This window comes from Variovorax sp. Varisp36 (assembly GCF_047304235.1).
In the GTDB taxonomy this organism is placed as follows: Bacteria; Pseudomonadota; Gammaproteobacteria; order Burkholderiales; family Burkholderiaceae_C; genus Variovorax.
On the sequence record NZ_JBGLYU010000022.1, the window covers coordinates 15,105 to 42,079 of the forward strand.

A 26,975-nucleotide genomic window follows, 5' to 3' on the forward strand; every position below is an offset into this window, starting at 1 on the left:
CATGAAAAGAAAAACCATCGCATCGCTGCTGTGGCTGGCCGCCATCGGCCCCGCCTCGGCCGCCACCTGGGTCTACGTGTCCAACGCGGACAGCCAGGAAATCTCCGTGCTCGAGCTCGACCGCGCCCAGGGTGCGCTCAAGCCGGTGCAGACGCTGAACGTCGGCGGCACGGTGATGCCGATGGTGGTGAGCCACGACAAGCGCGTGCTGTATGCCGCGCTGCGCTCGCAGCCGTTTCGCGTGGCCTCGCTGTCGATCGACGGTGCCACCGGCAAGCTGCAGAAGCTCGGCGAGGCGCCGCTGGCCGACAGCATGGCCAACATCGACCTGGACGCGAGCGGCAAGTGGCTCTTCGCGGCCTCCTACCAGGGCGGCAAGATCACGGTCAATTCCATCGGCAAGGACGGCGCCGCGGGCCCCGTCCATCAATTGATCCAGACCGGGCCCAACGCGCACGCGATCCACGCGGACGCCAGCAACCGCTTCGTGCTGGCCACCAGCCTGGGCGGCGACAACGTGTCGAGCTGGCGCTTCGACGCCGAGAAGGGCCTGCTGTCGCCCAACGATCCGCCGCTGACGACCACATCCACGAAATCGGGCCCGCGCCACTTCATCTGGGACAAGGCGCAGCGCCACGTCTATCTGCTGGACGAGCTCGACGCCGCCCTGCACGTGTTCGCATGGGACGCGGCGCGCGGCACGCTCAAGCTCGAACAGAGCACGACCACGCTGCCCGCCGGCTTCACCGGCAAGCCCTGGGCCGCCGACCTGCACCTGACGCCCGACGGGCGCTACCTGTACGCGTCGGAGCGCACCTCGAGCACGCTGTCGGCGTTCAAGGTCGATGCCGCCACGGGACAACTGCAGCCGCTGGGCCAGACCCCGACCGAGAAGGTGCCGCGCGGCTTCGCCATCGACTCCAGCGGGCGCTATCTCATCGCCGCGGGACAGGAATCGCACGGCATCTCGCTCTACGCCATCGACGCCGCCACCGGCGCGCTGGGCAGGCCCCAGCACCTGGACGTCGGCAAGAACCCGAACTGGATCGAGATCGTCGACATGCCCTGACGGCCCCGCACCACCCATCACAAGGAGACACCTGCATGCAACGCCGCACACTCATTCGCACCGCCCTCGCCTCTTCCCTCGCCGCCGGCCTTCCGGCCGCCTTCGCGCAGGGCGGCGGCAACTGGCCGACGGGCAAGGCCATCACCTACCTCGTGCCCTTTCCCGCCGGCGGCACCACCGACGTGCTGGCCCGCCTGATCGGGCAGAAGCTCGGCCCCGTGCTGGGCACGAGCGTGATCATCGACAACAAGGGCGGTGCCGGCGGCAGCGTGGGCTCGGAGGTCGGTTCGCGCGCCGCGCCCGACGGCTTCACGATGGTCGGCGGCACGATCAGCTCGCACGCGATCAACGTGAGCCTGTATCCCAAGCTGGGCTACGACCCGCAGAAGTCGTTCGCGCCGGTGACGCTGATCGGCACCAACCCGGTGGTGCTGGTGGTGAACCAGGCAAGCCCGTACAAGACACTGAAGGACGTGATCGCAGCCAGCAAGGCCAAGGCCGGCGGGCTCTCGTCGGCCTCGGCCGGCACGGGCACCTCGCAGCACCTCGCGCTGGAACTGATGGCCTTCAAGTCGGGCGTGAAGTTCACGCACATTCCGTACAAGGGCAGCGGCCCGGCAATCCAGGACGTGATCGGCGGGCAGGTCGACATGATGTTCGACACCACGGTGGTCGCCGGCCCTCACATCCAGAGCGGCAAGCTGCGCGCCATCGCGGTCACCTCGTCGAAGCGGCTGGCCTCGATGCCGGACGTGCCGACGGTGGCCGAGTCGGGCGTGCCCGGCCTGCAGGACTTCGAGGTCGTGTCATGGCAGGCGATCTTCGTGCCCGCGGGCACACCGGCACCGGTGGTCGACCGGCTGCACACCGAGATCCGCAAGATCCTCTCCGCGCCCGAGATGCAGGACAAGCTCAAGAGCTTCGGCATGGAGCCGGCCGACCTGAGCACCGCGCAGATCGCGGCGTTCCAGAAGGCCGAAGTGGAAAAGTGGGCGCAGGTGATCAAGGCCGCGGGGATCAAGGCCGACTGACGGCGGGACGCGAACCAAGGGAAGCTTCCTACGTTCCCGGGGAGAAGCGCTTTATAGAATGCCCTTCCGATTCCGCATTCCAGGCTTCTCCCACGTGTCCGACCGCTCCGCAGTACTGCCCCAATACCTGTTCCCCAAGCAGGCCCTGACCAATTTCGCCGGCTGGGTCGCGGGCAAGGAACGGGGCGCCGTCACGACGTGGATCATCCGGCGCTTCGTGGCCAAGTACGGCGTGGACATGGGCGAGGCGCTCGAGTCGGACATCCACCACTACAAGAGCTTCAACCAGTTCTTCACGCGCGCGCTCAAGCCCGGCGCGCGGCCGCTCGCACAGGCAGACCTGGTCTGCCCCGTGGACGGCGCGATCAGCCAGTTCGGCGCGATCCGCGGCGACCAGATCTTCCAGGCCAAGGGCCACGACTACACGACCACCGCGCTGGTCGGCGGCGACGCCGCGCTGGCCGCGAAGTTCGCGCACGGCAGCTTCGCGACGCTCTACCTGAGCCCGAAGGACTACCACCGCATCCACATGCCCTGCGACGGGCGGCTGGTGCGCATGATCCATGTGCCGGGCGACCTGTTCTCGGTGAACCCGACCACGGCGCGCGGCGTGCCCGGCCTGTTCGCACGCAACGAGCGCGTGGTGTGCGTCTTCGAATCGGCGCACGGGCCCTTCGTGCTGGTGCTGGTGGGTGCCACCATCGTCGGCAGCATGGCCACTGTGTGGCACGGCGTGGTCAATCCGCCGCGCGTGGGCGAACTGCGCGAGTGGAGCTACAACGACCGGCAGATCGACATCCGCAAGGGCGACGAGATGGGCCGTTTCTTGCTCGGCTCGACAGTGGTCATGCTCTTCCCGGCGCCTGCGCTGGCCTTCAACCCGGCGTGGTCGCCAGGCCGCGCGATCCGGCTGGGCGAAGCCATGGCCGACTACGCCAACTTGTGAGGCTTTGTCTCACAACCCGCATGCAGTATGCCCTGGCAGCTATAAAACTAGTAGCATCCTCATCATTTGCGCTATAGTCGCCGGCCAACGAAACGGTCCGTAACCCACCACAAGAACGCGAAGCATCGCCCTGCCCCAAGGTCGACGGCCCGCCCAGCTTCGAGGAGATGATGTCGATGAGTACCAAGGAAAACGCAGCCGTCAGCCAGCTGCTCGCCCTGCTCGAAGCCCGTTATGCACTGCGCGTGCTCTGGGCCCTGCGCGATGGCCATGCGCAGACCTTCCGGCTGCTGCAGGACAGCGTGGGCGGCATCACTCCCAACACGCTCAACACCCGCATCAAGGAACTGCGCGAGGCCGGCATCGTCGGCCACGGCAGCGACGGCTACAGCCTCACGCTGAGCGGGCAAGACCTGCTCAAGCGCCTGTCCGACCTGCAGGCCTTCGCAGGCAAGTGGCAACTGGGGCAGCTCAAGAAGGCAGCAGCCCCGGCACCAGCCGCCGCAGCTTCGCCAGCGGCCGCACCCGCTCCGGCCCCTGCGGCGGCCCCTGCTCCCACACCCGCGCCGCCCTCCGACGACACCAGCCAGACCTGAAGGACGACAGGTCGCCCTGCCCGGCCTCGGTAAACTCCGCGCCTTCGATCCATTGATCTCACATCGACGCAAGGAGCGTTTCCCATGCCCACCACCCCCTCCGGCCTGCAATACGAAGACACCGAAGTCGGCACCGGCACCGAAGCCAAGGCCGGCCAGCACGTGCACGTGCACTACACCGGCTGGCTCTACAACGACGGCACGCAAGGCGCCAAGTTCGACTCCAGCCGCGACCGCAACGACCCCTTCGCGTTCTCGCTGGGCGCCGGCCAGGTCATCAAGGGCTGGGACGAAGGCGTCGCCGGCATGAAGATCGGCGGCAAGCGCACGCTGATCATTCCCGCATCGCTGGGCTACGGTGCCCGCGGCGCCGGCGGCGTGATCCCCCCGAACGCCACCCTGAAGTTCGACGTCGAGCTGCTCGACGCCCACTGATCAGGGCTCGCCCCCAGGCTGCGCGGCACTTCGTGTCCGCTGCGCCAACCCCCTACCGGGGGCGACACCTGAGGCCCGGCGAAGCCGGTTCCTCGGTGTCCCTCGCGAAAACCACTTCGCGACCCGTATTACGGCCCTTTCGGCCGCATTTTTACGCTTGAAAAGCTTTAGAGCAGCCCCATGTGGCTGGCTATCGTTTGTTTTCCGGCGCACGCCGGTTCTTTGAAAAATGTCTGACCCGCAACAATCCGCACAGAATTCCCAAATGCTGCAAGGCGAGCCAAGCCCCGAAGAACTGGAGGCAGCGCAAGCCGCCAATGAAGCCGAGGCGCTCGACGCCCTGGCCGTGGCACAAGGCGAGCTCGCTGCCCTGCAGACCAAGAATGCCGAACTGGCCGACCAGTACCTGCGCGCGCAGGCCGACGTGCAGAACGCCCGCCGCCGCGCCGACGACGAGATCACCAAGGCCCGCAAGTTCGCCGTCGAGGCCTTTGCCGAGAGCTTGCTGCCGGTGACCGACAGCCTCGAAGCCGGCCTGGCCATCAAGGACGCCACGCCCGAGCAGATCCGCGAAGGCGCTGAAGCCACGCTGCGCCAGCTCAAGAGCGCGCTCGAACGCAACAAGGTGATCGAAGTAGCCCCCGCGCCCGGCACCAAGTTCGATCCGCACCAGCACCAAGCCATCTCGGTGGTGCCCGCTCCCGAGCAGGAACCCAACACCGTGGTGAGCGTGCTGCAGAAGGGCTACACCATCAACGACCGGGTGCTGCGCCCGGCGCTGGTCACGGTCAGCGCGCCGAAGTAATCGGCGCGGCACACAAGATTCCCACAGGAAATCCCCGCTCCATCCCTTGAATCGAGCTGGGTTATCCACAAGTTCATAACAACATATTTTTCAGGCTTTCAGGAGTAAGAACATGGCAAAGATCATCGGCATCGACCTCGGCACCACCAACTCGTGCGTGTCGATCATGGAAGGCAACACTACGCGTGTGATCGAGAACTCGGAAGGTGCACGCACCACGCCGTCGATCGTCGCTTATCAGGAAGACGGTGAAGTGCTGGTCGGTGCCTCGGCCAAGCGCCAGGCCGTCACCAACCCCAAGAACACGCTGTACGCGATCAAGCGCCTGATCGGCCGCAAGTTCGAGGAAAAGGAAGTCCAGAAGGACATCGACCTGATGCCCTACACCATCGCCAAGGCCGACAACGGCGACGCATGGGTGGAAGTGCGCGGCAAGAAGATCGCCCCGCAGCAAGTCAGCGCCGACATCCTGCGCAAGATGAAGAAGACGGCCGAAGACTACCTCGGCGAAACCGTGACCGAAGCCGTGATCACGGTGCCGGCCTACTTCAACGATGCCCAGCGCCAGGCCACGAAAGACGCCGGCCGCATCGCGGGCCTCGACGTGAAGCGCATCATCAACGAACCCACCGCTGCTGCCCTGGCCTTCGGCCTGGACAAGCAGGACAAGGCCGACCGCAAGATCGCCGTGTATGACCTGGGCGGCGGTACCTTCGACGTGTCGATCATCGAGATCGCCGACGTGGACGGCGAGAAGCAGTTCGAAGTGCTGTCGACCAACGGCGACACCTTCCTGGGCGGCGAAGACTTCGACCAGCGCATCATCGACTACATCATTGCCGAGTTCAAGAAAGAGCAAGGCGTCGACCTGAGCAAGGACGTGCTGGCCCTGCAGCGCCTGAAGGAAGCCGCCGAGAAGGCCAAGATCGAGCTGTCGAACAGCGCGCAGACCGACATCAACCTGCCCTACATCACGGCCGATGCCTCGGGTCCGAAGCACCTGAACATCAAGCTCACCCGCGCCAAGCTGGAAAGCCTGGTCGACGAGCTGGTCGAGCGCACCATCGCGCCCTGCCGCCTGGCCATCAAGGACGCCGGCATCAGCGTGAGCGACATCAACGACGTGATCCTGGTCGGCGGCATGACCCGCATGCCCAAGGTGCAGGAAAAGGTGAAGGCCTTCTTCGGCAAGGAACCGCGCAAGGACGTGAATCCCGACGAAGCCGTGGCCGTCGGCGCCGCCATCCAGGGCCAGGTGCTCTCGGGCGACCGCAAGGACGTGCTGCTGCTGGACGTGACCCCGCTGTCGCTGGGCATCGAGACCATGGGCGGCGTGATGACCAAGATGATCGCCAAGAACACCACGATCCCGACGAAGTTCGCGCAGACCTTCTCGACGGCGGAAGACAACCAGCCGGCCGTGACCATCAAGGTGTTCCAGGGCGAGCGCGACATCGCCGCGGGCAACAAGGCCCTGGGCGAGTTCAACCTCGAAGGCATTCCGCCGGCATCGCGCGGCACGCCGCAGATCGAGGTGAGCTTCGACATCGACGCCAACGGCATCCTGCACGTCGGCGCGAAGGACAAGGGCACCGGCAAGGAAAACAAGATCACCATCAAGGCGAACTCGGGCCTGTCCGAGGACGAGATCCAGAAGATGGTGAAGGACGCCGAACTGAACGCGGCCGACGACAAGAAGAAGCTGGAGATCGTGCAGGCACGCAACCAGGGCGAAGCCATGGTGCACAGCGTGAAGAAGTCGCTGGGCGAACATGGTGCGAGCCTCGAAGCCGCCGAGAAGGACGCGATCGAAGCCGCGATCAAGGACCTGGAAGAAGCCCTCAAGGGCGAAGACAAGTCCGCGATCGAGGCAAAGACCAACACGCTGATGACCGCGAGCCAGAAGCTCGGCGAGAAGATGTATGCCGAATCGCAGGCGGCCGCAGGCGCCTCGGGCGCATCGGGCCCGGCTGGCGCGGAAGCTGCTGCGCATGCGCAGGCCGACGACAACGTGGTCGACGCCGAAGTGAAGGAAGTCAAGAAGGGCTGATCTTCAGTCCATTGACCGAGGCTGGAACACCTGAAAGGGTGCTCCAGCCTTTCTCGCTTCAAGCTGCCCGAGTTCCCGCTGCTCCCCTGATCCGCTGATCGACCTGCCATGGCCACCAAACGCGACTACTACGAAACCCTCGGCGTCCCCAAGAACGCGAGCGAGGATGAAATCAAGAAGGCTTATCGCAAGCTTGCGATGAAGCACCACCCCGACCGCAACCACGGCGACACCTCGAAGGAGGCCGAGGCCAAGTTCAAGGAGGTGAAGGAAGCCTACGAAATGCTGTCCGACGGACAGAAGCGCGCGGCCTACGACCAGTACGGCCATGCCGGCGTCGACCCCAACATGCGCGGCGGACCGGGCGCAGAGGGCTTCGGCGGTTTCGCGGAAGCTTTCGGCGACATCTTCGGCGACGTGTTCGGTGGCGGCGGCCGCGGCCGCACCAGCAGCGGGCGCCAGGTGTTCCGCGGCAGCGACCTGAGCTATGCGATGGAGATCACGCTCGAGGAGGCCGCCGAAGGCAAGACCACCGAGATCCGCATCCCGACCTGGGACGAGTGCGACACCTGCCACGGCTCGGGCGCGAAGCCCGGCACCAAACCCATCACCTGCACCACCTGCCACGGCGCGGGCGCGGTGCAGATGCGCCAGGGCTTCTTCAGCGTGCAGCAGACCTGCCCCACCTGCCACGGCAGCGGCAAGATCATTCCCGAGCCCTGCACCGTGTGCCACGGACAGGGCAAGATCAAGCGCAACAAGACGCTCGAAGTGAAGATCCGCGCAGGCATCGACGATGGCCAGCGCATGCGCGTGACCGGCAGCGGCGAGCCCGGTGTCAACGGCGGCCCGCCGGGCGACCTGTACATCGAGATCCGGCTCAAGAAGCACGAGATCTTCGAGCGCGACGGCGACAACCTCCATTGCGTCGTGCCTGTGAGCATGACCACGGCGGCGCTGGGCGGCGAGATCAACGTGCCCACGCTCAAGGGCGCGGCGGCCATCGACATTCCCGAAGGCACGCAAAGCGGCAAGCAGTTCCGCCTGCGCGGCAAGGGCATCAAGGGCGTGAACTCGAGCTACCCCGGCGACCTGTACTGCCATGTGCGCGTCGAGACGCCCGTGAAGCTCACCGAGCACCAACGCAAGGTGCTGAAAGAACTCGACGAGTCGCTCAGGAAGGGCGGCGACAAGCACAGCCCGACCGACAAGGGCTGGTTCGACAAGGCGAAGGAATTCTTCAGCTGAACCGGACCCGCTTCTTCCGTCCGACATGCGACCCCGGAGACTTCACCTCCGGCGGATGCATCTGACTCCAACAAGGGCCGCTTAGCGGCCCTTTGCAATGTGGGGTCCGCAGCTGGTGCATCGACGCTGCGGCGACCCTTGGCAGGCACATCGACGGTGCACGTCCCGCCCCTTCGCGGGACATGCCGACCTGCACCCAAGCAACTTTCCCACGCCAACATGCGCAAGCCGCCCATCGAAAAGCGGCGCGGGGATTGCTTTTATATTTTTTTTCGATGTGCAATAAACCAAACGACAGATCGCGCGTTATTGCAGGAGACGTCTGTTTTTTGAGCCCAAGGCTCAATAGACGGTGCTTTCCCGGAGAAAAGGCAAAAACGGACGATGGCCATCAGGCATAGGTGTTTTCACCCGGAGAGAATTAGGAACGCGAGCCTTTGAATTTAACTGAAATCCGAAAAGTAGTTCCTTGTTTTTTGTGGAACTTTACTTGCCGGTGTGGTTCTGAATTTAAGAATGATTTGCCAGGTTCAATCTTTGCTTTATGCTGATTGTTAGCAGATTGTAGTAAGGGAGTTTTCCGCGGCATGCAGCCATGGGCAGGCAACCTTTAAGTGTTGCGCAAGGCCTTTGCTGCAAGCCATCGGGCCAAAAGCCCACTGACTTGATGGAGGCGTGACCATGGATGTGATCAGCAACTTTGCCGCCCGCTACGAGCGCACCCGCGAGGAAGTCATCTCGCTGCAGGACTACCTGGACATCTGCAAGCGCGATCCCACGGCCTATGCCACCGCGTCGGAGCGCATGCTCAAGGCCATCGGCGATCCCGAGCTGGTTGACACGCGCAACGATCCTCGCCTCTCGCGCATCTTCGCGAACAAGGTCATCAAGATCTATCCGGCGTTCAAGGAGTTCTATGGCATGGAAGACGCCATAGAACAAGTGGTGTCCTATTTCCGCCACGCCGCCCAGGGGCTGGAAGAAAAGAAGCAAATCCTTTACCTGCTGGGTCCGGTCGGCGGCGGCAAGAGTTCGATCGCAGAACGCCTGAAGCAGCTCATGGAGCACGTGCCCTTCTACGCGATTCAGGGCTCGCCGGTCAACGAATCCCCGCTCGGCCTCTTCGACTCGATCGAGGACGGCGAGATCCTTGAAAAGGAATACGGCATTCCCCGCCGTTACCTGAACCGAATTCTCTCGCCCTGGGCCGTCAAGCGGCTCGAGGAGTACGGTGGCGACATCCGCCAGTTCAAGGTCGTCAAGCGCTTCCCGTCCGTGCTGCGGCAGATCGCCGTCGCCAAGACCGAGCCGGGCGACGAGAACAACCAGGACATCTCCTCGCTGGTCGGCAAGGTCGACATCCGCAAGCTCGAAACCTATGCCCAGGACGATCCGGACGCGTATGCCTACTCCGGCGGCCTGTGCCTCGCGAACCAGGGCCTGCTGGAGTTCGTGGAAATGTTCAAGGCGCCCATCAAGGTGCTCCACCCGCTGCTGACCGCTACACAGGAAAGCAACTTCAAGGGCACGGAGGGCTTCGGCGCCATCCCGTTCGACGGCATCGTGCTTGCGCACAGCAACGAGAGCGAGTGGAAGGCCTTCCGCAACAACAAGAACAACGAGGCTTTCCTCGATCGCATCTACATCGTCAAGGTGCCGTACTGCCTGCGCGCCTCGGAAGAAATCAAGATCTACGAGAAGCTGGTGCGCAACTCGTCGCTGGCCCAGGCGCCCTGCGCCCCTGGAACGCTGCGAATGATGGCCCAGCTCTCGGTGCTCACGCGCCTGAAGGAGCCCGAGAACTCCAGCACCTTCAGCAAGATGCAGGTATACGACGGCGAGAACCTCAAGGACACCGACCCCAAGGCCAAGTCGATCCAGGAGTACCGCGACTACGCGGGCGTCGACGAGGGCATGAGCGGCGTCTCCACGCGCTTCGCGTTCAAGATCATCTCGAAGGTGTTCAACTTCGACAGTTCCGAAGTGGCCGCGAACCCGGTGCACCTGATGTACGTGCTCGAACAGCAGATCGAGCGCGAGCAGTTCGCGCCGGAGATCGAGCAGAAGTACATCAGCTACATCAAGGAGCTGCTGGCGCCGCGCTATGCCGAGTTCATCGGCAAGGAGATCCAGACTGCCTACCTCGAGAGCTACAGCGAGTATGGCCAGAACATCTTCGACCGCTACGTGACCTACGCCGACTACTGGATCCAGGACCAGGAGTTCCGCGACGTGGACACCGGCGAAGTTTTCGACCGCGCATCGCTCAATGCCGAACTCGAGAAGATCGAGCGGCCGGCAGGCATCGGCAACCCGAAGGACTTCCGCAACGAGATCGTCAACTTCGTACTTCGCGCGCGGGCTGGCAACGCAGGGCGCAACCCGGCGTGGACCAGCTACGAAAAACTGCGCTCGGTGATCGAGAAGAAGATGTTCTCCAACACCGAGGAGCTTCTGCCGGTGATCAGCTTCAACACCAAGAGCAGCGCCGACGAGCAGAAGAAGCACGAAGACTTCGTGACCCGCATGGTCGAGAAGGGCTATACGGCCAAGCAGGTCCGCCTGCTCTGCGAGTGGTACCTGCGGGTGCGCAAGAGTTCATAACGACGACCCTTCGTTCGTCCTCTTTTTGCAAGGAGCTCTGAAACCATCGTGGCCATCCTGCAGCAGATCATCGACCGCCGGCTATCGGGCAAGAACAAGTCCATTGGCAACCGCGAGCGCTTCCTCCGGCGCTACAAGGGGCAGATCCAGGAAGCGGTGAGGCGCGCCGTCAGCGGCCGCAACATCCGCGAACTGGAGCAAGGCGAAGATGTGACCCTGCCGCGCCACGACGTGTCCGAGCCGGTGTTCGGGCATGCGCGCGGCGGCGACCGCGAATACGTGCATCCGGGCAACCAGGAGTACCTGAAGGGCGACCGCATCAAGCGCCCCGAAGGAGGAAGCAGCAGCGGCTCCGGCAGCGGCGAGGCCGGCGACAGCGGCGAAGGCGAGGACGACTTCGTCTTCCGCCTGACGCGCGAAGAGTTCATGCGCGTGTTCTTCGACGACCTCGCACTGCCGCACCTCATCCGCACGCAGATCGCCGACGTGCCCGAGTGGAAGAGCCACCGGGCCGGCTTCACGAGCGACGGCTCGCCCAACAACCTGCACGTGGTGCGCTCGATGCGCGGCGCGCTCGCCCGCCGCATCGCGCTGGGCGGCGAGCCTCGCAAGGAGCTCAAGCGCCTCGAAGCGCACCTCGAACACCTGAAGCAGCACCCGCAGGCCGACCAGGCGCTCATCCAGAAGGAAATACGCGAGACCGAAGAGCAGATTGCCGAACTGCGCCGCACCATGCGGCACGTGCCCTACATCGACCCCATCGACCTGCGCTACCGCAACCGCGTGAAGACGCCCGTGCCCAGCGCCAAGGCCGTGATGTTCTGCCTGATGGACGTGTCGGGCTCGATGGACGAGGCGCGCAAGGACATGGCCAAGCGCTTCTTCATGCTGCTCTACATGTTTCTCACGCGGCACTACGAGACCATCGACCTGGTGTTCCTGCGTCATCACACGCAGGCGCAAGAGGTGACGGAAGAAGAGTTCTTCCACGCCACGGAAACCGGCGGCACCGTGGTGTCGAGCGCGCTGGTGCTGATGGACGAGATCATCAAGGCACGCTATCCGAGTGGCGAGTGGAACGTGTACGGCGCGCAGGCCAGCGACGGCGACAACTGGCACCAGGACAGCGGCCGCTGCCGCGAGCTGCTGGTCAACGACATCCTGCCCGTGGTGCGCTATTACGCCTACGTGCAGGTGGCCGAGACCGAGCAGAACCTGTGGCAGGAATACCAGCAGCTCGAGGGTGTCGAGCCCAACTTTGCGATGCGCAAGGTGTCGGACGCGCAAGACATCTACCCTGTGTTCCGCGATCTGTTCAAGAAGGAAGGGGTGGCATCATGATCACCGAACGAGCGCTCGACCGCCTGCCCAGCCCTTCCGACTGGACCTTCGAACTCATCGAGACCTACCACACCGAGATCGCCCTTACCGCCAAGGGCTACGGCCTCGACGTGTACCCGAACCAGCTCGAAGTCATCACCGCCGAGCAGATGATGGACGCCTACGCCAGCGTGGGCATGCCCATGATCTACCGCCACTGGTCGTACGGCAAACAGTTCATCTCGACCGAGAAGAACTACAAGCGCGGCCACATGGGGTTGGCCTACGAGATCGTCATCAACTCCGATCCGTGCATCGCCTACCTGATGGAAGAGAACACCATGGCCATGCAGGCCCTGGTGATCGCGCATGCGGCCTACGGCCACAACAGCTTCTTCAAGGGCAACTACCTGTTCCGGATGTGGACCGACGCCTCATCCATCATCGATTACCTGGTCTATGCGCGGCACTACATCGCCGAGTGCGAGGAGCGCCACGGCCTCGATGCGGTGGAAGAACTGCTCGACTCCTGCCATGCGCTGATGAACTACGGCGTCGACCGCTATCGCCGTCCGCAGAAGCGTTCGCTGGCGCAGGAAAGCATCCAGCGCGCCGACCGCGAACGCCACATGCAGCAGCAGGTGAACGACCTCTGGCGCACGCTGCCCCGGCGGGCCGAGCAAGCGGCCGAGTCCGATGCAGCGCGGCGCTTTCCGTCGGAGCCGCAGGAGAACCTGCTCTACTTCATCGAGAAGAACGCTGCGCTGCTCGAACCCTGGCAGCGCGAGGTGGTGCGCATCGTGCGCAAGATCGCACAGTACTTCTATCCGCAGCGCCAGACGCAGGTCATGAACGAAGGCTGGGCCACCTTCTGGCACTACACGCTGCTCAACACCATGTACGACCGCGGCCAGCTGGCGGACGGCTTCATGATGGAGTGGCTCAGCTCGCACACGGGCGTGATCTTCCAGCCGCCGGTGGGCCACCGCGCCTACAGCGGCATCAACCCCTATGCCCTCGGCTTCGCCATGATGACCGACCTGCGCCGCGTGTGCGAGAAGCCGACCGAGGAAGACCGCCGCTGGTTCCCCGATTTCGCGGGCACCGACTGGGTCAAGACGCTCGACTACGCGATGCGCAACTTCAAGGACGAGAGCTTCATCGGCCAGTTCCTGAGCCCGAAGACGATGCGCGACTTCCGCCTGTTCTCGATCCGCGACTACCAGAGCGAGGCCGAGCTCGAGGTGTCCGCCATCCACGACGACAGCGGCTACCACGCATTGCGCGAATCGCTCTCACGCCAGTACGACATCAGCAGCCGCGAGCCCGACATCCAGGTGTGGAGCGTGGCCACACGCGGCGACCGCTCGCTGACGCTGCGCCACACGCAGCGCAACAACCTGCCTCTGCACGACGGGGCGGAAGAAGTGCTGAAGCACGTCGCCCGGCTCTGGGGTTTCGACGTGCACCTGGAAAGCATCGACAGCGCCGGGCGCATCAGCCGCAGCTGGAAGGCCGCGGCGCCCAAGCAGCAGTATTGAGCCCCCCTTGCAGGGGGCAGCACCAGCGGCCCGGCAAAGCCGGTTCCGCGGTGTTCCGCGAAAACTCCCCTCAGGGAACCAAGGCCGCGATGGCAAGCGTGTAGCCCTTCACGCCCAGCCCCACGATGATCCCGCGCGCCGCAGGCGAGATGTACGACTTGTGGCGAAACTCCTCGCGCGCATGCACGTTCGAGATGTGCAGTTCGATCAGCGGCACGCTCGCGCCTTTGATCGCATCGTGCAGCGCGATCGAGGTGTGGGTGTAGGCACCGGGGTTCATCACCACGCCGAGCATGTTGCCGGCAGCAACTTCACGGCCGGCTTCCTGGATCCAGTCGACCAGCACGCCTTCGTGGTTCGACTGGCGGCATTCGATCTCGACGCCGAGCTTCGCGCCCGTGTCCTTGCACAGGCGCTCGACATCGGCCAGCGTGTCGCGTCCGTACTGTTCAGGCTCGCGAGTGCCGAGCAGGTTGAGATTGGGGCCGTTGAGGACGAGTATTTTCTTCATGATGGATGAGGCGTCAGGCGACCTCCATTATGGTCTCGCTACCGCCCGGGGCGGCTTGGCTGCTGACGAGCCGACGTAGTAGTTGTACGAATCGATGTCGACCACGCAGCGCGCCATGAGATCGACGAACGCCCGCAGCTTCTGTCCCATGTAGCGCTGCCGCTGGAAGGCGCAGTAGATGCGCCGCGGCTCCGGCTGCCATTGCGGCAGCACCGGCACCAGCACGCCCTGCACCACTTCGGGCCGGGCGAAAAAGGCTGGCAGCAACGCGATGCCGAAGCCGTCGATGCAGAAGGTCTTCATCACCCAGTGGTCGTTGGTCTCGAAAGCCGGCTCCGGGCGAAACGCATAGCTGTCCGACGCGCCAGACACCAGCAGCACCTGCGACGGCCCCGAGCCCTCCTTCATCACGATCGACCGATGACGCAGCAGCTCGTCGGGCGCCTGTGGCATGCCTTGGCGCTCAAGATACTGCGGGCTTGCATAGAGGCCGTAGTTCAGGCGCCCAAGCAGCTTGGCAACAAGGTTCGGCACATCAGGCGGCTCCGAGCAGACATAGCAGTCCACCTCGCCGATCTGCGGCGCGTTCAGGCGACTCGCCACGTCGAGATGGCAGCGTACGTTGGGGTGCGATTCGAGGAACAGCTTCACCACATGGCAGACGAAGGAGGTGCTGAACTGGGTATCGGACAGCAGCGACAGGCTGCCCGAGACGCCGGCCGTGATCTCCTGGATTTCGGTGCACGCCGTTTCCAGCCGGCCCGTCACCTCGTCGAGCAGGCCTTCGCAGCGCGCGAAGAACGCGCGCCCCGCCTCGGTCGGCGTGACGCTGCGCGAACTGCGCATCAGCAGTTGCGCACCCAGCAGTTCCTCCAGCCGCGTGAGCTGCCGGCTCAGCGTGGCCTTGGACACACCCGACAGGCTCTCGGCCTTCGTCAGGCTGCCGCTCTGCACGACGAGCACGAAGGCTTCGATCAGCGCGAGATCGATGCGGCTCATGCGGGCCAGCGTTTCAGGAATGAAAAGTAGCGTCTCGGCATTTGGCTTTCATCAAGGGAACAGAAACGGTAGGTTCGGTGCTTGCTGGCGGCACACCGAATGCTATGCCATCCCCACCGAGCCCCGAGCTCCCACGACCGGAGAAAACCCCATGCGCAGCTCTACCCGACGTACCCTGTTTTCAACCGGGGCAGCATGACGAATCCACACGCTTGCACCTGGCATCCAGTGGCGCCCTCCGCCGGCGTGCGCCCCGGCGCCAACATCGTCGCCGGCTTTGCGGAGGGCCAGGAACTCGCGCTCTGGCGCTCGGCCGACGGCGCCGCCCAGGCGTGGGAAAACCGGTGCCCGCACCGAAGCGTGCGCTTCACGCTCGGCCAGGTGATCGAAAACCGCCTCTCCTGCGCTTACCACGGCTGGCAGTACGCCGCGGGCAGCGGACAGTGCACCCACATTCCGGCCCATCCGACCATGCAGGCGCCGCGCAACGTCTGCGCCAAGGTGTTCGCCGCGGTGGATGCCGCGGGCATGCTGTGGGTCAACCTTGCGCAAGATATTTCCGCCGCACCGCCGTCGCTGTCCGGCGCCGTACCGGCCGGCTGGCACTTCTGCCGTACGCTGACCGTCCGCGCCGGCGCGCAGGCCGCGCGCGAAGCCCTCGCACGGCAGGGCTTCGCAATCGACGCTGGGTCGGGTGCCTGGCAAGGCACGCTCAGCGAGGTGAAGACCGTCGCGCTGCTGCTCGAAGCGCAGCCCCGGCTCACCTTCGCCCACCTGTGGACGGAGGCTGCCCCCGGCTCCAGTGCGATGAAGACGCTGCACGCAGCCGCGCGGAACCTGCGCTCCGAGATCGAAGCACGACCACAAGGCTGAAGGAACCACCATGCCCTTCGTCACAGACGATCCCAACATGCTCGACGACTGGCTGGTCGTCGGGCCTGCCGCGCCCATGCCCCGGACGACCCGCCTGCTGGGCGAAACCGTGCAACTCCGCACTGATGCCGATGGCGCGCCTCACTGCTGCCTTGGCGACCGGCCGCTCGCCGTGCAGTCGCGCTACGGCTATCTCTGGGTCTGCCCGAGCGGCCGCCCCGCGCGTCCCCTCTTCGAGTTTCCGGAATACGCCGAGCCCGGCCGCCGCATCGTCGACTGCGGCGGCATCGGCGTGGCGGTGTCGGGCCTGCGCGTGATCGAGAACTTTCTCGACATGGCGCACTTTCCCTTCGTGCACGCCGACTACCTCGGCAAGGTGCCACACACCGAGGTGGCGCAATACGAGGTGCAGGTCGATCCCGGCAGCGGTGAGATCTGGGCCACCGACTGCCGCTTCTGGCAGCCGCGCGCCTCTGCCGCGCACGATTCGGGCAGCGAGGTGCTCTACAAGTACCGTGTAATGCAGCCCTTCTCGGCCATGCTCTACAAATCGAGCTTTCGCGCGGGCGAACTCGACGCCATCGGCCTCTTCCTGCAGCCCATCGACGACGAACACGTGATCGCCCACACCGTCCTCGCCTGCTACGACGAAGACTCCACCAATGCCGAGCTCATCGCCTTCCAGCACACCATCTTCGGCCAGGACAAGCCGATCCTCGAGAACCACGCCTTCAAGCGCATGCCGCTCGAAGGCCGCGCCGAGACACCGACGCGCGGCGACACCTCCTCCGTCACCTACCGGCGCTGGCTGCGCGAGCGCGGCATGCGCTTCGGCGTGAGGGCTGCGGCATGACGACAACGATCAAGCTCTACGACTACCCGCTGTCGGGCAACTGCTTCAAGGTGCGGCAGATGCTGGCTTGGCTGGGCATCGCGTACGACACGGTGCCAGTCGATTTCTTTCCGGGACGCGAGCACAAATCCGCCGCGTTCATTGCAAACGTCGACCCGCTCGGCCAGCTCCCGGTGCTCGATGACGACGGCTTCCTGCTGCGCGATGCGCAAGCCATCCTGGTGTACCTCGCAAGCTTCTACGACACGCAAGGCCGGTGGTATCCCGGCGACGCGAAGCTGCGCGGCCAGATCGCGATGTGGCTCGCCACCGCCGACGAGATCACGCGCACGGCATCGGCCGCGCGGCTGCACGATGCGCTCGGCTACCACAACCTCGACATCGAGGCCTGCCGCAGCGGCGCGCGCGCGGTGTTCCGCGTGCTCGACGACCATCTCGCCGAACAGGCGAGCGCCGGCCTGCACTGGCTGGCCTCGGCGCCCGGTCCGACCATTGCCGACCTTGCCTGCTTCCCGTATGTCGCGCTCGCTGGCGAGGGCGGCATTTCGCTCGACGAATTCCCCGCGCTGAGAGACTGGGTCTGGAATGTTCGCCACCTGCCCGGGTTTATCGGCATGTCGGGTATCTTCCCTGCCGGCCCTGCCTGAGTATCCTTAACGTTTTTTGCTTCTCCCCCGAAACCCGCCATGAAAACCAAAGCCGCCGTCGCCTGGAAATCCGCAGCCCCGCTCACCATCGAAACCGTGGACCTCGAGGGCCCGAAATTCGGCGAGGTGCTGGTCGAGATCAAGGCCACCGGCATCTGCCACACCGACTACTACACGCTCTCGGGCGCCGACCCCGAAGGCATCTTCCCGGCCATCCTCGGCCATGAAGGCGCGGGCATCGTGGTCGACGTGGGCCCCGGCGTCACCACACTCAAAAAGGGTGACCACGTCATTCCGCTCTACACGCCCGAGTGCCGGCAGTGCAAGTTCTGCCTGAGCCGCAAGACCAATCTGTGCCAGCTGATCCGCGGCACGCAGGGCAAGGGCCTGATGCCCGACGCCACCTCGCGCTTCAGCCTCGACGGCAAGCCCATCTTCCACTACATGGGCACCTCGACCTTCAGCAACTACACGGTCGCGCCCGAGATCTCGCTGGCCAAGATCCGCGAGGATGCACCCTTCGACAAGGTCTGCTACATCGGCTGCGGCGTCACCACCGGCATCGGCGCGGTGATCTTCACGGCCAAGGTGGAAGCCGGCGCGAACGTGGTGGTGTTCGGCCTCGGCGGCATCGGGCTGAACGTGATCCAGGGCGCGAAGATGGTGGGCGCCGACAAGATCATCGGCGTCGACCTGAACCCCGAGCGCGAGGCCATGGCGCGCAAGTTCGGCATGACGCACTTCATCAACCCGAAGGACACCGAGAACGTCGTCGACGCCATCGTGCAGCTGACCGACGGCGGCGCGGACTACAGCTTCGAATGCATCGGCAACACCAAGGTGATGCGCCAGGCGCTCGAGTGCACGCACAAGGGCTGGGGCCGCAGCATCATCATCGGCGTGGCCGAGGCGGGTGCGGAGATCAGCACGCGCCCGTTCCAGCTGGTCACCGGCCGCAAGTGGGAAGGCTCGGCCTTCGGCGGTGCACGCGGACGCACCGACGTGCCGAAGATCGTCGACTGGTACATGGAAGGCAAGATCGACATCGACAGCCTCATCACGCACACGATGCCGCTGGAAGACATCAACAAGGGCTTCGATCTGATGAAGCGCGGCGAGTCCATCCGCGGCGTCGTCCTTTACTAAGACCACTGCAGGCACCGGCCATGACCCGCATGGAGCCCCTGCACAAGATCGAGGCCGGTGTGCTCGAAGTTGCGTACTTCGAAGCCGGCCCCGCCGATGGCCCGCCAGTGCTGCTGATGCACGGCTTTCCGTACGACATCCACACGTATGCCGAAGTCGCGCCGATGCTGGCCGACCAGGGCTGCCGCGCGATCGTGCCGTACCTGCGCGGCTACGGCGCCACGCGCTTCCTGAGCGAGGCCACGCCGCGCTCGGGCGAGCAGGCCGCGCTGGGCGCCGACCTGCTCGCGCTGCTCGATGCGCTGAAGATCGAGCGCGCGGTGCTGGCTGGCTACGACTGGGGCGGCCGCGCCGCCTGCGTGGTCGCGGCGCTGTGGCCCGAACGCGTCGCGGGGCTGGTGTCTTTCAACAGCTACAACATCCAGGACATCGCCAAGGCGATGGAGCCGGACACGCCGGCCAACGAGCACAGCCTCTGGTACCAGTACTACTTCCACAGCGACCGCGGCTGCGCCGGCCTCGGGAAAGACCGCAAGGCGCTCACGAAGCTGCTGTGGAAGCTGTGGTCGCCCACGTGGAAATTCGACGACGCCACTTTCGAGCGCAGCGCCGCCGCCTTCGACCATCCCGACTTCGTGGACGTGGTGATCCAGTCGTACCGCCATCGCTTCGGCCTCGTGCCGGGCGACCCGGCCTATGCGTACATCGAACGCCGCCTGTCGGCCCAGCCCACGATCACAGTGCCCACCATCACCTTCGACGGCCTCGACGACGGCGTGCGCCCGCCCGCCGACGCATCGGCGCACGCGCACCGCTTCAGCGGGCCGCGTTCGCACCGCCTTGTGCCCGGCGTGGGCCACAACATGCCGCAGGAAGCGCCGCGCGTCTTTGCCGATGCCGTGCTCGAACTCGTACCCGCCCTGCGCAGCCAAAACCCGCAATGACCGACAACAGCCCCAAGACTCTTTCCGAACACCACGCCTTCGGCGGCGTGCAAAGCTTCCACGAGCACCGCTCGCATGAAATCGGCTTGCCGATGCGCTTCTCGGTGTACCTGCCGCCGCAGGTCGCGCACGAGCGCGTGCCCGCCCTGCTCTACCTCGCGGGCCTGACCTGCAACGAGGAAACCTTCGCGGTGAAGGCCGGCGCACAGCGCATGGCCGCGAGCCTGGGCATCGCGCTGATCGCGCCCGACACCAGCCCGCGCGGCCCCGCCGCCGAGTGCGTGCCTGGCGCGAAGGACGACTGGGACTTCGGCATCGGCGCCGGCTTCTACCTCGACGCCACGCGCGAGCCGTGGGCCACGCACTGGCGCATGGAAAGCTGGATCGTGCACGAGCTGCTGCCGCTTGTGGCCCGGCACTTCGCCATCGACGGCGAGCGCATCGGCATCTCCGGCCACTCGATGGGCGGCCACGGTGCGCTGACGCTGGCGCTGCGGCATCCGGGGCGCTTCAAATCGCTCTCGGCCTTTGCGCCGATCTGCGCACCCACGCAGTGCCCATGGGGCGAGAAGGCGTTCGGCGGCTACCTGGGCCATCCCGGCGCCGACCGCGCGCAGTGGCTGGCGCACGACGCGAGCGCGCTCATGAAATCGCAGGTCGCGGCGCCCTACCCGCAAGGCATCCTCGTCGACCAGGGCCTGGCCGACAAGTTCCTCGCCGAGCAGTTGCACCCCGAGGCGTTCGAGGCCGCCTGCTTCGCAGCCGGCCAGCCGCTCACGCTGCGCCGCCACGCGGGCTACGACCACGGCTACTACTTCATCCAGAGCTTCATGGCCGACCACATTGCGCACCACGCGCAAACGCTGCGCGCGTAAAGTCTCATCGACCGCGGCGGCCTCGCGCCGTATCATGAAACACATGTCCGCCGCCCAAATTCCCGCCTTCCATCTGCGGTCGCGCGAAGGCACTGCCGAAGAGAACATGGTGCTGGCCGGCATCTGGCGCCGCGCGTGGATCGCGGCCAACCGGGGCCTCCCCCATATCGAGCCGATCGCTCACTGGCTGCGCCGCGTGCAGACCGAATTCGGGGCGCCTGCCGACGTGGTGCTGGCGGAGCGCGACGGGCAGGTGCTGGCGTTCATGGTGCTGCTGGAGCGGCGCGAGTACGTGGCGCAACTCTTCGTCGAGCCCCACCTGCGCAACCAGGGCTTGGGCAAGGCCCTGCTCGACGAGGCCTGCGTGCGCCTTCCGACCGGCTGGTGGCTGCACGTGGCCGCCACCAACACGCCGGCGCAGCGCTTCTACGAGCGCTATGGCCTCCAGCGCGGTGCGGTCGACCGCCATCCGACGAGCGGCCGCGAACGCATCGCCTACCATTGGTCGCCCGCGCGCCCGCCATGGCGCATCGGCTGAACCCGTTCCAATTTTTCCCCGCTCCATGCGCATCGACCACATCGCACTCTGGACCACCGATCTCGAGCGCTGCAAGCGCTTCTATGTCGACTATTTCGGCGCCACCGCCGGCGCGGGCTACGTCAATCCGGCCAAGGGCTTTGCCTCGTGCTTCCTGAGCCTTGGCGACGGCGCACGCATCGAGGCCATGACGACGAGCACGCTCTCTCCCGTGACGGCGGAGGCCGGCGCACAGCGCATGGGCTGGACGCACCTCGCGATCAGCGTGGGCTCCGACGCAGCAGTCGACGAACTCACGCAACGCCTGAAGGCCGACGGCCATCCGCTGCTCGACGGCCCGCGCCGCACCGGCGACGGCTACTACGAAAGCGTGGTGCTGGACCCGGACGGCAACCGCATCGAGATCACGGCATGAGCGATTTCGTCGATAGCCTGCACGAAACCTTCGAGCGCCTGGGCCGCATCCGCACGCGCCGCATGTTCGGCGGCCATGGCGTGTGGCACGAGGACCGCATGATCGCCCTCGTGGCCAACGACACGCTCTACCTCAAGTCGGATGCCGAGAGCGCGCCGTACTTCGACGCGCTCGACCTGCCGCCGTTCACCTACGTGCGCCAGGGCCAGTCGATGCCGATGTCGTACCGGCAAGCCCCGGCGGACCTGTTCGAGGACCGGAACGAAGCCGCACTCTGGGGCCGCCGGGCCTACGAGGCGGCGCTGCGCTCGGGCCAGCCGCCGAAGCCGAAGAAAACACCCGCCAAGAAAGCCGCAGTGAAGAAAAAGACAAGCAAGGCAGCCTCCCGGTGAGCGCCCACAACCCGACGCTCCCGCCCCTTCCCGAACGCGAACAGATCGCGCTGCTCGAACCCTTCGAAGGCCTCGGTCCCAAGGACATCGTCGTCGTCACCACGCTGCAGGAGGCCGAGCGCGCGGCCGCCACGCTGCTGGCAGCCGGCATCGCCGGCTTCGACACCGAATCGAAGCCCACCTTCGCGAAGAACGAGGTGTCGGGCGGCCCGCACGTGGTGCAGTTCTCGACGCGCGACACGGCGTGGCTGTTCCAGCTGCACCGCACCGAGTGCAACCCGGTGGTGGCCGCGCTGATCGCCTCGGCCGAGCTGCGCAAGGTCGGCTTCGGGCTCTCGGGCGATCTCACGCTGATCCGCCTGCGGCTCGGCATCGAGCCGAAGGCGGTGTTCGACATCGACACCGAATTCCGCCACCGCGGCTACCGCAAGTCGGTTGGCGTGAAGGCGGCCGTGGCGCTGGTGTTCAACCGCCGCTTCATCAAGTCGCGCAAGGCGACCACGTCAAACTGGGCCAACCGGCAGCTCACCGAGGCGCAGATCCGCTACGCGGCCAATGACGCCTATGCATCCATCCGCGTGTACGACGCGCTCTTCGGCGGCAGCTGACCGGTCAGTCCCGCCCCGCCTCCAGGATCGCCTGCGCGAGCCGCCCGGGGTTCGAGAAGAACATCTCGTGGCTGCCGGGGCACTCCACCAGGCGGAACAGGCCCAGCCGCTCCGACAGGCGCGGATGCCACGGCATGCCGTGCGGCATCGCGGTGTCCTGCTGGCAGTTGACGTACGACTTGCCCAGCGCCAGCGCGGCCAGCGGCTGCCGCAGCCTGATCTTGTCGGTGAAGGTGCGATACGGATGCGGGTTGAGCTTTTCGTAGGCCGCCTGCGCGGTCGCCAGGTCGGCGTCGTTGATGAAGGCTTCGCGCCAGATCTCGAAAGGCAGGGTCACCGCGTTGGCGTTGGCCGCCGCCACGGCGTCGAACATCGCGACGTATGGCGGCGGCACCATGTCGTTGAGCGACTCGCCATCGAGCGGCACGAAGGCGTTGATGTACACCAGCCGCTTCAGGCGTGGCGCGATGCGGTCCGCCACGCCCGAGATCACCATGCCGCCGTAGCTGTGGCCCGCGAGGCGGACCTCGGTGAGATTCTTCTCCTCGATGTAGCGCACGGCCGAGGCGATCGCGTCCTCCAGCGTGGTGCTGGCGCGGTCGTCGCCGGGGTTGTTGCCGGCAAGCGTGGGGCAGTACGCGGTGTGGCCGGCTGCGCGCAGGCCGTCGGCCACGGCTTCGATCTCGGCGCCGGTATGCCACGCGCCGTGGACTAGAACGTAGGTGTCGGACATGGGGGCTTGTCTCCTTCGTTGTGAGGGGAATGACTGTAGGGGCAATGGTGTACTGCGGGTGGCCGTTGTGCGCCAGCGCGATGACCGGCCCGCGCCGGATCGACGCTGCTATGATTCAATAATTCAACGATATTTGAAATATGAAAGAAGATGACGTCGTCCACGCCCTGGCCGCACTGGCGCAGCCCGTTCGCCTGCGGGTGTTCCGTGCGCTGGTGGAGGCAGGCCCGGCCGGCCTCACGCCCGGCGCGCTGACCGAAGCGCTCGAGGTGCCGGCAACGGGGCTGTCGTTCCACCTCAAGGAACTCATGCATTCGGGGCTCGTCTCCCAGGAGCGGCAGGGCCGCAACCTCATCTACCGTGCGGCGTTCGACCGGATGAACGGCCTGCTTGCCTACCTCACGCAGAACTGCTGCCAGGGCGAACCCTGCACCACCGGGTGCCCGCCGGCATGCTGAGCGCCGTCGCAATCTTCATCTTCACGCTCGTGCTGGTGATCTGGCAGCCGCGCGGGCTGGGCATCGGCTGGAGCGCTTCGCTCGGGGCGGCGGTCGCGCTGTTGCTCGGCGTGGTCCAGCTGTCCGACATCCCCGTCGTCTGGGGCATCGTATGGAACGCGACCGGCACTTTCATTGCCGTGATCGTCATCAGCCTGCTGCTCGACGAAGCGGGCTTCTTCGAATGGGCCGCGCTGCACGTGGCGCGCTGGGGCGGCGGACGCGGGCGGCTGCTGTTCGCGTTCATCGTGCTGCTGGGCGCTGCCGTGTCCGCGCTGTTCGCCAACGACGGCGCGGCACTGATCCTCACGCCCATCGTGATGGCGATGCTCGTCGCGCTGGGTTTCTCGCCGGCGGCCACGCTCGCCTTCGTGATGGCGGCGGGCTTCATCGCCGATACGGCCAGCCTGCCGCTGATCGTGTCGAACCTGGTGAACATCGTCTCGGCGGACTTCTTCAAGATCGGCTTCGGCGAATACGCCTCGGTCATGATTCCCGTGAACATCGCGGCGGTGCTCGCGAGCCTGCTGGTGCTGCTGCTTCGCTTTGGACGCGGCGTCCCGACAAGCTACGACGTCGGCCAACTCCAGCCGCCGGCCGCTGCGATCCGCGACCCCGCGACCTTCCGCGCGGGCTGGGTCGTGCTGTTGCTGCTGCTCGTAGGCTTCTTCGGACTGGAGCCCCTGGGTGTGCCGGTCAGCGCGGTGGCGGCCTTTGGCGCGGTCGTGCTGCTGGCGGTCGCGGGACGCGGCCCGGTGATCAGCATCAGGAAGGTGCTGCATGGCGCGCCCTGGCAGATCGTGGTCTTCTCGCTGGGCATGTACCTCGTGGTCTACGGGCTGCGCAACGCGGGGCTGACGGGCCACATCGCCGCACTGCTGAATGTCTTTGCGCAAGGCGGCGTCTGGGGCGCGGCGATGGGCACGGGCTTTCTCGCGGCGGGGCTCTCGTCGGTCATGAACAACATGCCGACGGTGCTGGTGGGCGCGCTGTCCATCGACGCATCGAACGCGAGCGGCGCGGTGAAGGAAGCGATGGTCTACGCCAACGTGATCGGCTGCGACCTCGGCCCCAAGATCACGCCCATCGGCAGCCTTGCCACCCTGCTCTGGCTGCACGTGCTCGCCAGGAAGGGCACGGCCATCGGCTGGGGGTATTACTTCAAGATCGGCATCGTGCTGACGCTGCCTGTGCTGTTCGTGACCCTTGCGGCATTGGCACTTCGATTGAGCATTCCACTTCCATGAACGACATCACGATCTATCACAACCCCGCCTGCGGCACGTCCCGCAACGTGCTCGCGCTGATCCGCAACACGGGCGACGAGCCCAGGGTCATCGAGTACCTCCAGCACCCGCCCGACCGCGCCACGCTGAAGCAGCTCATCGCCGCGATGGGCATTCCGGTGCGCGAGGTGCTGCGCCGCAAGGGCACGCCGTACGACGAACTCGGCCTCGACGACCCGAAGTGGACCGACGAACAGCTGATCGACTTCATGCTGCAGCACCCCATCCTCATCAACCGGCCGATAGTGACGACGCCGCTCGGCACGCGGCTGTGCCGGCCTTCGGAAGCTGTGCTCGACATCCTGCCGCATCCGCAGCAAGGCGCTTTCCTGAAGGAAGACGGCGAGGTGGTCATCGACGCGAAGGGCCAGCGCGCCGCCAAGCCCTGAGCTGCCCAGGCTCGACGCGGGGCACTTCGCGGACCGCGCCCACACCCCAAGCCATGCCCGCTTGCCAAGCGGGAATAAAACGCGCCCATCTCTGTCCCAGGCCCGACACCGGCAAAATGTTCCGCGAATCAAACCGGTGCGCTGGCATTCCGGCGCACGCACATGAAAGAAGGGGCCATGAGCAACAAAAGCGATTTCGGATTGATCGGCCTGGCCGTGATGGGCCAGAACCTCGTGCTGAACGTGGAAAGCCGCGGCTTCCAGGTCAGCGTGTACAACCGCACCGAGGCGACCACCGAAGCCTTCATCGCGGCCAACCCCGGCAAGAAGCTGGTCGGCGCGAAGACGCTCGAGGAGTTCGTTCAGAGCCTGGCCAGGCCCCGCAAGATCCAGATCATGGTGAAGGCCGGCGCGCCGGTCGACCAGGTGATCGAACAGTTCATCCCGCTGCTCGACAAGGACGACATCGTCATCGACGGCGGCAACAGCCTCTACACCGACACCGAGCGCCGCGACGCCTACCTTGCAGCCAAGGGCCTGCGCTTCATCGGCGCGGGCGTGTCGGGCGGCGAGGAAGGCGCGCGCAAGGGCCCGTCGATCATGCCGGGCGGCCCGCTTTCCACCTGGGAGGTGATGAAGCCTATCTTCGAGAGCATCGCGGCCAAGGTGGACGGCGAGCCCTGCGTGATCCATATCGGCCCCGGCGGAGCCGGCCACTACGTGAAGATGGTGCACAACGGCATCGAGTACGGCGACATGCAGCTGATCTGCGAGGCCTACAGCCTGTTCAAGGCGGCCGGTTTCAGCACGGACGAGATGGCAGCGATCTTCAACGAATGGAACAACGGCGAGCTGCAGAGCTATCTGATCCAGATCACCGCCAAGGCGCTCGAACAGAAGGACCCGGAAACGGGCAAGCCCATCGTCGACCTCATCCTCGACAAGGCGGGCCAGAAAGGCACGGGCCAATGGACGCTGATCAACGCGGCCGAGAACGCGGTGGTCATCAGCACCATCAACGCCGCGGTCGAGGCGCGTGTGCTGTCGTCGCAGAAGAAGGCGCGCGTGGCGGCGAGCAAGGTGCTGCAGGGCCCGAAGATCGAACTCTCGCTCGAGAAGAAGGCGCTGGTGGCCAAGGTGCACGACGCGCTGTATGCCTCCAAGGTGATCAGCTACACACAGGGCTTCGACCTCATCAAGACGATGGGCGACAAGAAGCAATGGAGGCTCGACCTCGGCGGCATCGCCTCCATCTGGCGCGGCGGCTGCATCATCCGCGCGCGTTTCCTGAACCGCATCACCGACGCCTTCCGCACCGACCCGGCGCTGGGCAACCTGATGCTCGATCCGTTCTTCAAGGACCTGCTGAACCGCACGCAGCAGAACTGGCGCGAGGTGGTGGCGCTGGCGGTGAGCAACGGCATTCCGGTGCCGGCGTTCAGCGCCTCGCTGGCCTACTACGACAGCTACCGCACAGAGCGCCTGCCGGCGAACCTGCTGCAAGCGCAGCGCGACTTCTTCGGCGCGCACACGTATGAGCGCACCGACAAACCCGAAGGACAGTTCTTCCATACGGACTGGCCTGAAGTCATTGGGTGACTTGGCTCTCCCTCGAAGTGATCAC

27 protein-coding genes and 1 pseudogene are annotated in these 26,975 nt (G+C 65.5%); 25 read left to right on the forward strand and 3 right to left on the reverse strand.

The annotated features are described in order from the left end of the window. The first annotated feature begins 1 nt into the window (after window position 1). From ACCD11_RS14910 to ACCD11_RS14960, 11 genes and pseudogenes are all read left to right on the forward strand, one after another. Window positions 2-1,069 carry a lactonase family protein gene (locus tag ACCD11_RS14910; protein ID WP_007836439.1) on the forward strand — a complete coding sequence of 356 codons (1,068 nt, stop codon included), beginning with the start codon at window positions 2-4 and terminating at the stop codon, window positions 1,067-1,069. Window positions 1,070-1,104: 35 nt separating this feature from the next. Continuing rightward, window positions 1,105-2,100, forward strand: coding sequence for a Bug family tripartite tricarboxylate transporter substrate binding protein (locus ACCD11_RS14915; protein WP_007836441.1), 996 nt, complete (start codon window positions 1,105-1,107; stop codon window positions 2,098-2,100). A gap of 94 nt (window positions 2,101-2,194) precedes the next feature. Beyond that, window positions 2,195-3,046 carry an archaetidylserine decarboxylase gene (asd, locus tag ACCD11_RS14920; RefSeq protein ID WP_042673904.1) on the forward strand — a complete coding sequence of 284 codons (852 nt, stop codon included), beginning with the start codon at window positions 2,195-2,197 and terminating at the stop codon, window positions 3,044-3,046. Window positions 3,047-3,222: 176 nt separating this feature from the next. After that, window positions 3,223-3,525 (forward strand): annotated as a pseudogene (locus ACCD11_RS14925) (winged helix-turn-helix transcriptional regulator); the annotation flags it as partial. Between the two features lie 201 nt (window positions 3,526-3,726). Continuing rightward, window positions 3,727-4,077, forward strand: a complete 351-nt coding sequence (locus ACCD11_RS14930; protein ID WP_007836448.1) for an FKBP-type peptidyl-prolyl cis-trans isomerase — start codon at window positions 3,727-3,729, stop codon at window positions 4,075-4,077. A 229-nt stretch (window positions 4,078-4,306) separates the two neighbouring features. Further along, window positions 4,307-4,882 carry a nucleotide exchange factor GrpE gene (grpE, locus tag ACCD11_RS14935; RefSeq protein WP_413314446.1) on the forward strand — a complete coding sequence of 192 codons (576 nt, stop codon included), beginning with the start codon at window positions 4,307-4,309 and terminating at the stop codon, window positions 4,880-4,882. A 112-nt stretch (window positions 4,883-4,994) separates the two neighbouring features. After that, complete coding sequence (gene dnaK, locus ACCD11_RS14940) at window positions 4,995-6,932, forward strand: molecular chaperone DnaK (protein ID WP_007835137.1); 1,938 nt, start codon at window positions 4,995-4,997, stop codon at window positions 6,930-6,932. A gap of 108 nt (window positions 6,933-7,040) precedes the next feature. After that, window positions 7,041-8,180: a molecular chaperone DnaJ gene (gene dnaJ / locus ACCD11_RS14945; RefSeq protein WP_007835135.1), complete on the forward strand. Its 1,140-nt coding sequence runs from the start codon at window positions 7,041-7,043 to the stop codon at window positions 8,178-8,180. A 681-nt stretch (window positions 8,181-8,861) separates the two neighbouring features. Then, a complete protein-coding gene (locus ACCD11_RS14950) occupies window positions 8,862-10,784 on the forward strand; it encodes a PrkA family serine protein kinase (RefSeq protein WP_413314447.1) in 1,923 nt (640 codons plus the stop codon). Between the two features lie 48 nt (window positions 10,785-10,832). Beyond that, a complete protein-coding gene (locus ACCD11_RS14955; RefSeq protein WP_007835132.1) occupies window positions 10,833-12,125 on the forward strand; it encodes a YeaH/YhbH family protein in 1,293 nt (430 codons plus the stop codon). Further along, complete coding sequence (locus ACCD11_RS14960) at window positions 12,122-13,645, forward strand: SpoVR family protein (protein WP_007835130.1); 1,524 nt, start codon at window positions 12,122-12,124, stop codon at window positions 13,643-13,645. Before ACCD11_RS14955 ends, ACCD11_RS14960 begins: the two co-directional genes overlap by 4 nt. A 70-nt stretch (window positions 13,646-13,715) precedes the next feature. On the opposite strand, the gene aroQ is transcribed toward ACCD11_RS14960, so the two are convergent. Next, complete coding sequence (aroQ, locus tag ACCD11_RS14965; protein ID WP_007835124.1) at window positions 13,716-14,156, reverse strand: type II 3-dehydroquinate dehydratase; 441 nt, start codon at window positions 14,154-14,156, stop codon at window positions 13,716-13,718. Window positions 14,157-14,183: 27 nt separating this feature from the next. Further along, on the reverse strand, window positions 14,184-15,155 hold the full coding sequence (locus tag ACCD11_RS14970) for a LysR family transcriptional regulator (protein WP_413314449.1): 972 nt from the start codon (window positions 15,153-15,155) through the stop codon (window positions 14,184-14,186). Between the two features lie 195 nt (window positions 15,156-15,350). On the opposite strand from ACCD11_RS14970, the gene ACCD11_RS14975 reads away from it, so the two are divergent. From ACCD11_RS14975 to ACCD11_RS15020, 10 genes are read left to right on the forward strand one after another with little or no spacing between them, the layout of a single operon-like run. Then, entirely contained in the window at window positions 15,351-16,028 is a 678-nt protein-coding gene (locus tag ACCD11_RS14975; RefSeq protein WP_413314451.1) for a Rieske 2Fe-2S domain-containing protein, read from the forward strand. A 10-nt stretch (window positions 16,029-16,038) separates the two neighbouring features. Further along, the gene (locus ACCD11_RS14980) at window positions 16,039-16,881 is read left to right on the forward strand and encodes an aromatic ring-hydroxylating dioxygenase subunit alpha (RefSeq protein WP_413314453.1); all 843 of its coding nucleotides are present in this window, start codon (window positions 16,039-16,041) and stop codon (window positions 16,879-16,881) included. Beyond that, the gene (locus ACCD11_RS14985; RefSeq protein ID WP_413314455.1) at window positions 16,878-17,528 is read left to right on the forward strand and encodes a glutathione S-transferase family protein; all 651 of its coding nucleotides are present in this window, start codon (window positions 16,878-16,880) and stop codon (window positions 17,526-17,528) included. Before ACCD11_RS14980 ends, ACCD11_RS14985 begins: the two co-directional genes overlap by 4 nt. A gap of 39 nt (window positions 17,529-17,567) precedes the next feature. Beyond that, complete coding sequence (locus ACCD11_RS14990) at window positions 17,568-18,674, forward strand: S-(hydroxymethyl)glutathione dehydrogenase/class III alcohol dehydrogenase (protein WP_413314457.1); 1,107 nt, start codon at window positions 17,568-17,570, stop codon at window positions 18,672-18,674. A 20-nt stretch (window positions 18,675-18,694) separates the two neighbouring features. Beyond that, window positions 18,695-19,618: an alpha/beta fold hydrolase gene (locus tag ACCD11_RS14995; protein ID WP_413314459.1), complete on the forward strand. Its 924-nt coding sequence runs from the start codon at window positions 18,695-18,697 to the stop codon at window positions 19,616-19,618. After that, a complete protein-coding gene (gene fghA, locus ACCD11_RS15000) occupies window positions 19,615-20,493 on the forward strand; it encodes an S-formylglutathione hydrolase (protein ID WP_413314460.1) in 879 nt (292 codons plus the stop codon). The genes ACCD11_RS14995 and fghA overlap by 4 nt, the downstream gene beginning before the upstream one ends. A gap of 43 nt (window positions 20,494-20,536) precedes the next feature. Further along, a complete protein-coding gene (locus ACCD11_RS15005) occupies window positions 20,537-21,031 on the forward strand; it encodes a GNAT family N-acetyltransferase (RefSeq protein ID WP_237726109.1) in 495 nt (164 codons plus the stop codon). Window positions 21,032-21,056: 25 nt separating this feature from the next. After that, entirely contained in the window at window positions 21,057-21,446 is a 390-nt protein-coding gene (locus tag ACCD11_RS15010) for a VOC family protein (protein ID WP_056520849.1), read from the forward strand. Beyond that, window positions 21,443-21,838, forward strand: coding sequence for a TfoX/Sxy family protein (locus ACCD11_RS15015; RefSeq protein ID WP_413314463.1), 396 nt, complete (start codon window positions 21,443-21,445; stop codon window positions 21,836-21,838). The genes ACCD11_RS15010 and ACCD11_RS15015 overlap by 4 nt, the downstream gene beginning before the upstream one ends. After that, window positions 21,835-22,446: a 3'-5' exonuclease gene (locus ACCD11_RS15020; RefSeq protein WP_413314465.1), complete on the forward strand. Its 612-nt coding sequence runs from the start codon at window positions 21,835-21,837 to the stop codon at window positions 22,444-22,446. The genes ACCD11_RS15015 and ACCD11_RS15020 overlap by 4 nt, the downstream gene beginning before the upstream one ends. A gap of 4 nt (window positions 22,447-22,450) precedes the next feature. Here ACCD11_RS15020 and ACCD11_RS15025 read toward each other — a convergent pair whose 3' ends face one another. Next, window positions 22,451-23,179, reverse strand: a complete 729-nt coding sequence (locus tag ACCD11_RS15025; protein WP_007835108.1) for an alpha/beta fold hydrolase — start codon at window positions 23,177-23,179, stop codon at window positions 22,451-22,453. Between the two features lie 140 nt (window positions 23,180-23,319). Here ACCD11_RS15025 and ACCD11_RS15030 point away from each other — a divergent pair, with 140 nt between their 5' ends. The 4 genes from ACCD11_RS15030 to gnd all read left to right on the forward strand — a co-directional run bounded on the left by ACCD11_RS15030 (window position 23,320) and on the right by gnd (window position 26,950). Further along, complete coding sequence (locus tag ACCD11_RS15030; RefSeq protein ID WP_007835104.1) at window positions 23,320-23,637, forward strand: ArsR/SmtB family transcription factor; 318 nt, start codon at window positions 23,320-23,322, stop codon at window positions 23,635-23,637. Then, window positions 23,631-24,923 (forward strand): arsenic transporter, encoded by a 1,293-nt coding sequence (locus ACCD11_RS15035; RefSeq protein ID WP_413314467.1) that lies wholly within the window; start codon window positions 23,631-23,633, stop codon window positions 24,921-24,923. The genes ACCD11_RS15030 and ACCD11_RS15035 overlap by 7 nt, the downstream gene beginning before the upstream one ends. Beyond that, window positions 24,920-25,351, forward strand: coding sequence for an arsenate reductase (glutaredoxin) (arsC, locus tag ACCD11_RS15040; RefSeq protein WP_007835100.1), 432 nt, complete (start codon window positions 24,920-24,922; stop codon window positions 25,349-25,351). Before ACCD11_RS15035 ends, arsC begins: the two co-directional genes overlap by 4 nt. Before the next feature lie 177 nt (window positions 25,352-25,528). Then, on the forward strand, window positions 25,529-26,950 hold the full coding sequence (gene gnd, locus ACCD11_RS15045) for a decarboxylating NADP(+)-dependent phosphogluconate dehydrogenase (protein ID WP_413314470.1): 1,422 nt from the start codon (window positions 25,529-25,531) through the stop codon (window positions 26,948-26,950). The last annotated feature ends 25 nt before the right edge of the window (window positions 26,951-26,975 follow it).

Bases quoted from the DNA above. Each gene is read 5' to 3' on its own strand.
- ACCD11_RS14990 (WP_413314457.1), top strand. From the start codon at position 17,568: ATGAAAACCAAAGCCGCCGTCGCCTGGAAATCCGCAGCCCCGCTCACC.
- ACCD11_RS14970 (WP_413314449.1), bottom strand. From the start codon at position 15,155: ATGAGCCGCATCGATCTCGCGCTGATCGAAGCCTTCGTGCTCGTCGTG.
- fghA (WP_413314460.1), top strand. From the start codon at position 19,615: ATGACCGACAACAGCCCCAAGACTCTTTCCGAACACCACGCCTTCGGC.
- ACCD11_RS14985 (WP_413314455.1), top strand. From the start codon at position 16,878: ATGACGACAACGATCAAGCTCTACGACTACCCGCTGTCGGGCAACTGC.
- ACCD11_RS15005 (WP_237726109.1), top strand. From the start codon at position 20,537: ATGTCCGCCGCCCAAATTCCCGCCTTCCATCTGCGGTCGCGCGAAGGC.
- arsC (WP_007835100.1), top strand. From the start codon at position 24,920: ATGAACGACATCACGATCTATCACAACCCCGCCTGCGGCACGTCCCGC.
- dnaK (WP_007835137.1), top strand. From the start codon at position 4,995: ATGGCAAAGATCATCGGCATCGACCTCGGCACCACCAACTCGTGCGTG.
- dnaJ (WP_007835135.1), top strand. From the start codon at position 7,041: ATGGCCACCAAACGCGACTACTACGAAACCCTCGGCGTCCCCAAGAAC.
- ACCD11_RS14980 (WP_413314453.1), top strand. From the start codon at position 16,039: ATGCCCTTCGTCACAGACGATCCCAACATGCTCGACGACTGGCTGGTC.
- ACCD11_RS14950 (WP_413314447.1), top strand. From the start codon at position 8,862: ATGGATGTGATCAGCAACTTTGCCGCCCGCTACGAGCGCACCCGCGAG.
- gnd (WP_413314470.1), top strand. From the start codon at position 25,529: ATGAGCAACAAAAGCGATTTCGGATTGATCGGCCTGGCCGTGATGGGC.
- ACCD11_RS15035 (WP_413314467.1), top strand. From the start codon at position 23,631: ATGCTGAGCGCCGTCGCAATCTTCATCTTCACGCTCGTGCTGGTGATC.
- ACCD11_RS14915 (WP_007836441.1), top strand. From the start codon at position 1,105: ATGCAACGCCGCACACTCATTCGCACCGCCCTCGCCTCTTCCCTCGCC.
- ACCD11_RS15015 (WP_413314463.1), top strand. From the start codon at position 21,443: ATGAGCGATTTCGTCGATAGCCTGCACGAAACCTTCGAGCGCCTGGGC.
- ACCD11_RS14975 (WP_413314451.1), top strand. From the start codon at position 15,351: ATGACGAATCCACACGCTTGCACCTGGCATCCAGTGGCGCCCTCCGCC.
- ACCD11_RS14960 (WP_007835130.1), top strand. From the start codon at position 12,122: ATGATCACCGAACGAGCGCTCGACCGCCTGCCCAGCCCTTCCGACTGG.
- ACCD11_RS14930 (WP_007836448.1), top strand. From the start codon at position 3,727: ATGCCCACCACCCCCTCCGGCCTGCAATACGAAGACACCGAAGTCGGC.
- ACCD11_RS15030 (WP_007835104.1), top strand. From the start codon at position 23,320: ATGAAAGAAGATGACGTCGTCCACGCCCTGGCCGCACTGGCGCAGCCC.
- ACCD11_RS14910 (WP_007836439.1), top strand. From the start codon at position 2: ATGAAAAGAAAAACCATCGCATCGCTGCTGTGGCTGGCCGCCATCGGC.
- ACCD11_RS15025 (WP_007835108.1), bottom strand. From the start codon at position 23,179: ATGTCCGACACCTACGTTCTAGTCCACGGCGCGTGGCATACCGGCGCC.
- ACCD11_RS14995 (WP_413314459.1), top strand. From the start codon at position 18,695: ATGACCCGCATGGAGCCCCTGCACAAGATCGAGGCCGGTGTGCTCGAA.
- ACCD11_RS15010 (WP_056520849.1), top strand. From the start codon at position 21,057: ATGCGCATCGACCACATCGCACTCTGGACCACCGATCTCGAGCGCTGC.
- aroQ (WP_007835124.1), bottom strand. From the start codon at position 14,156: ATGAAGAAAATACTCGTCCTCAACGGCCCCAATCTCAACCTGCTCGGC.
- grpE (WP_413314446.1), top strand. From the start codon at position 4,307: ATGTCTGACCCGCAACAATCCGCACAGAATTCCCAAATGCTGCAAGGC.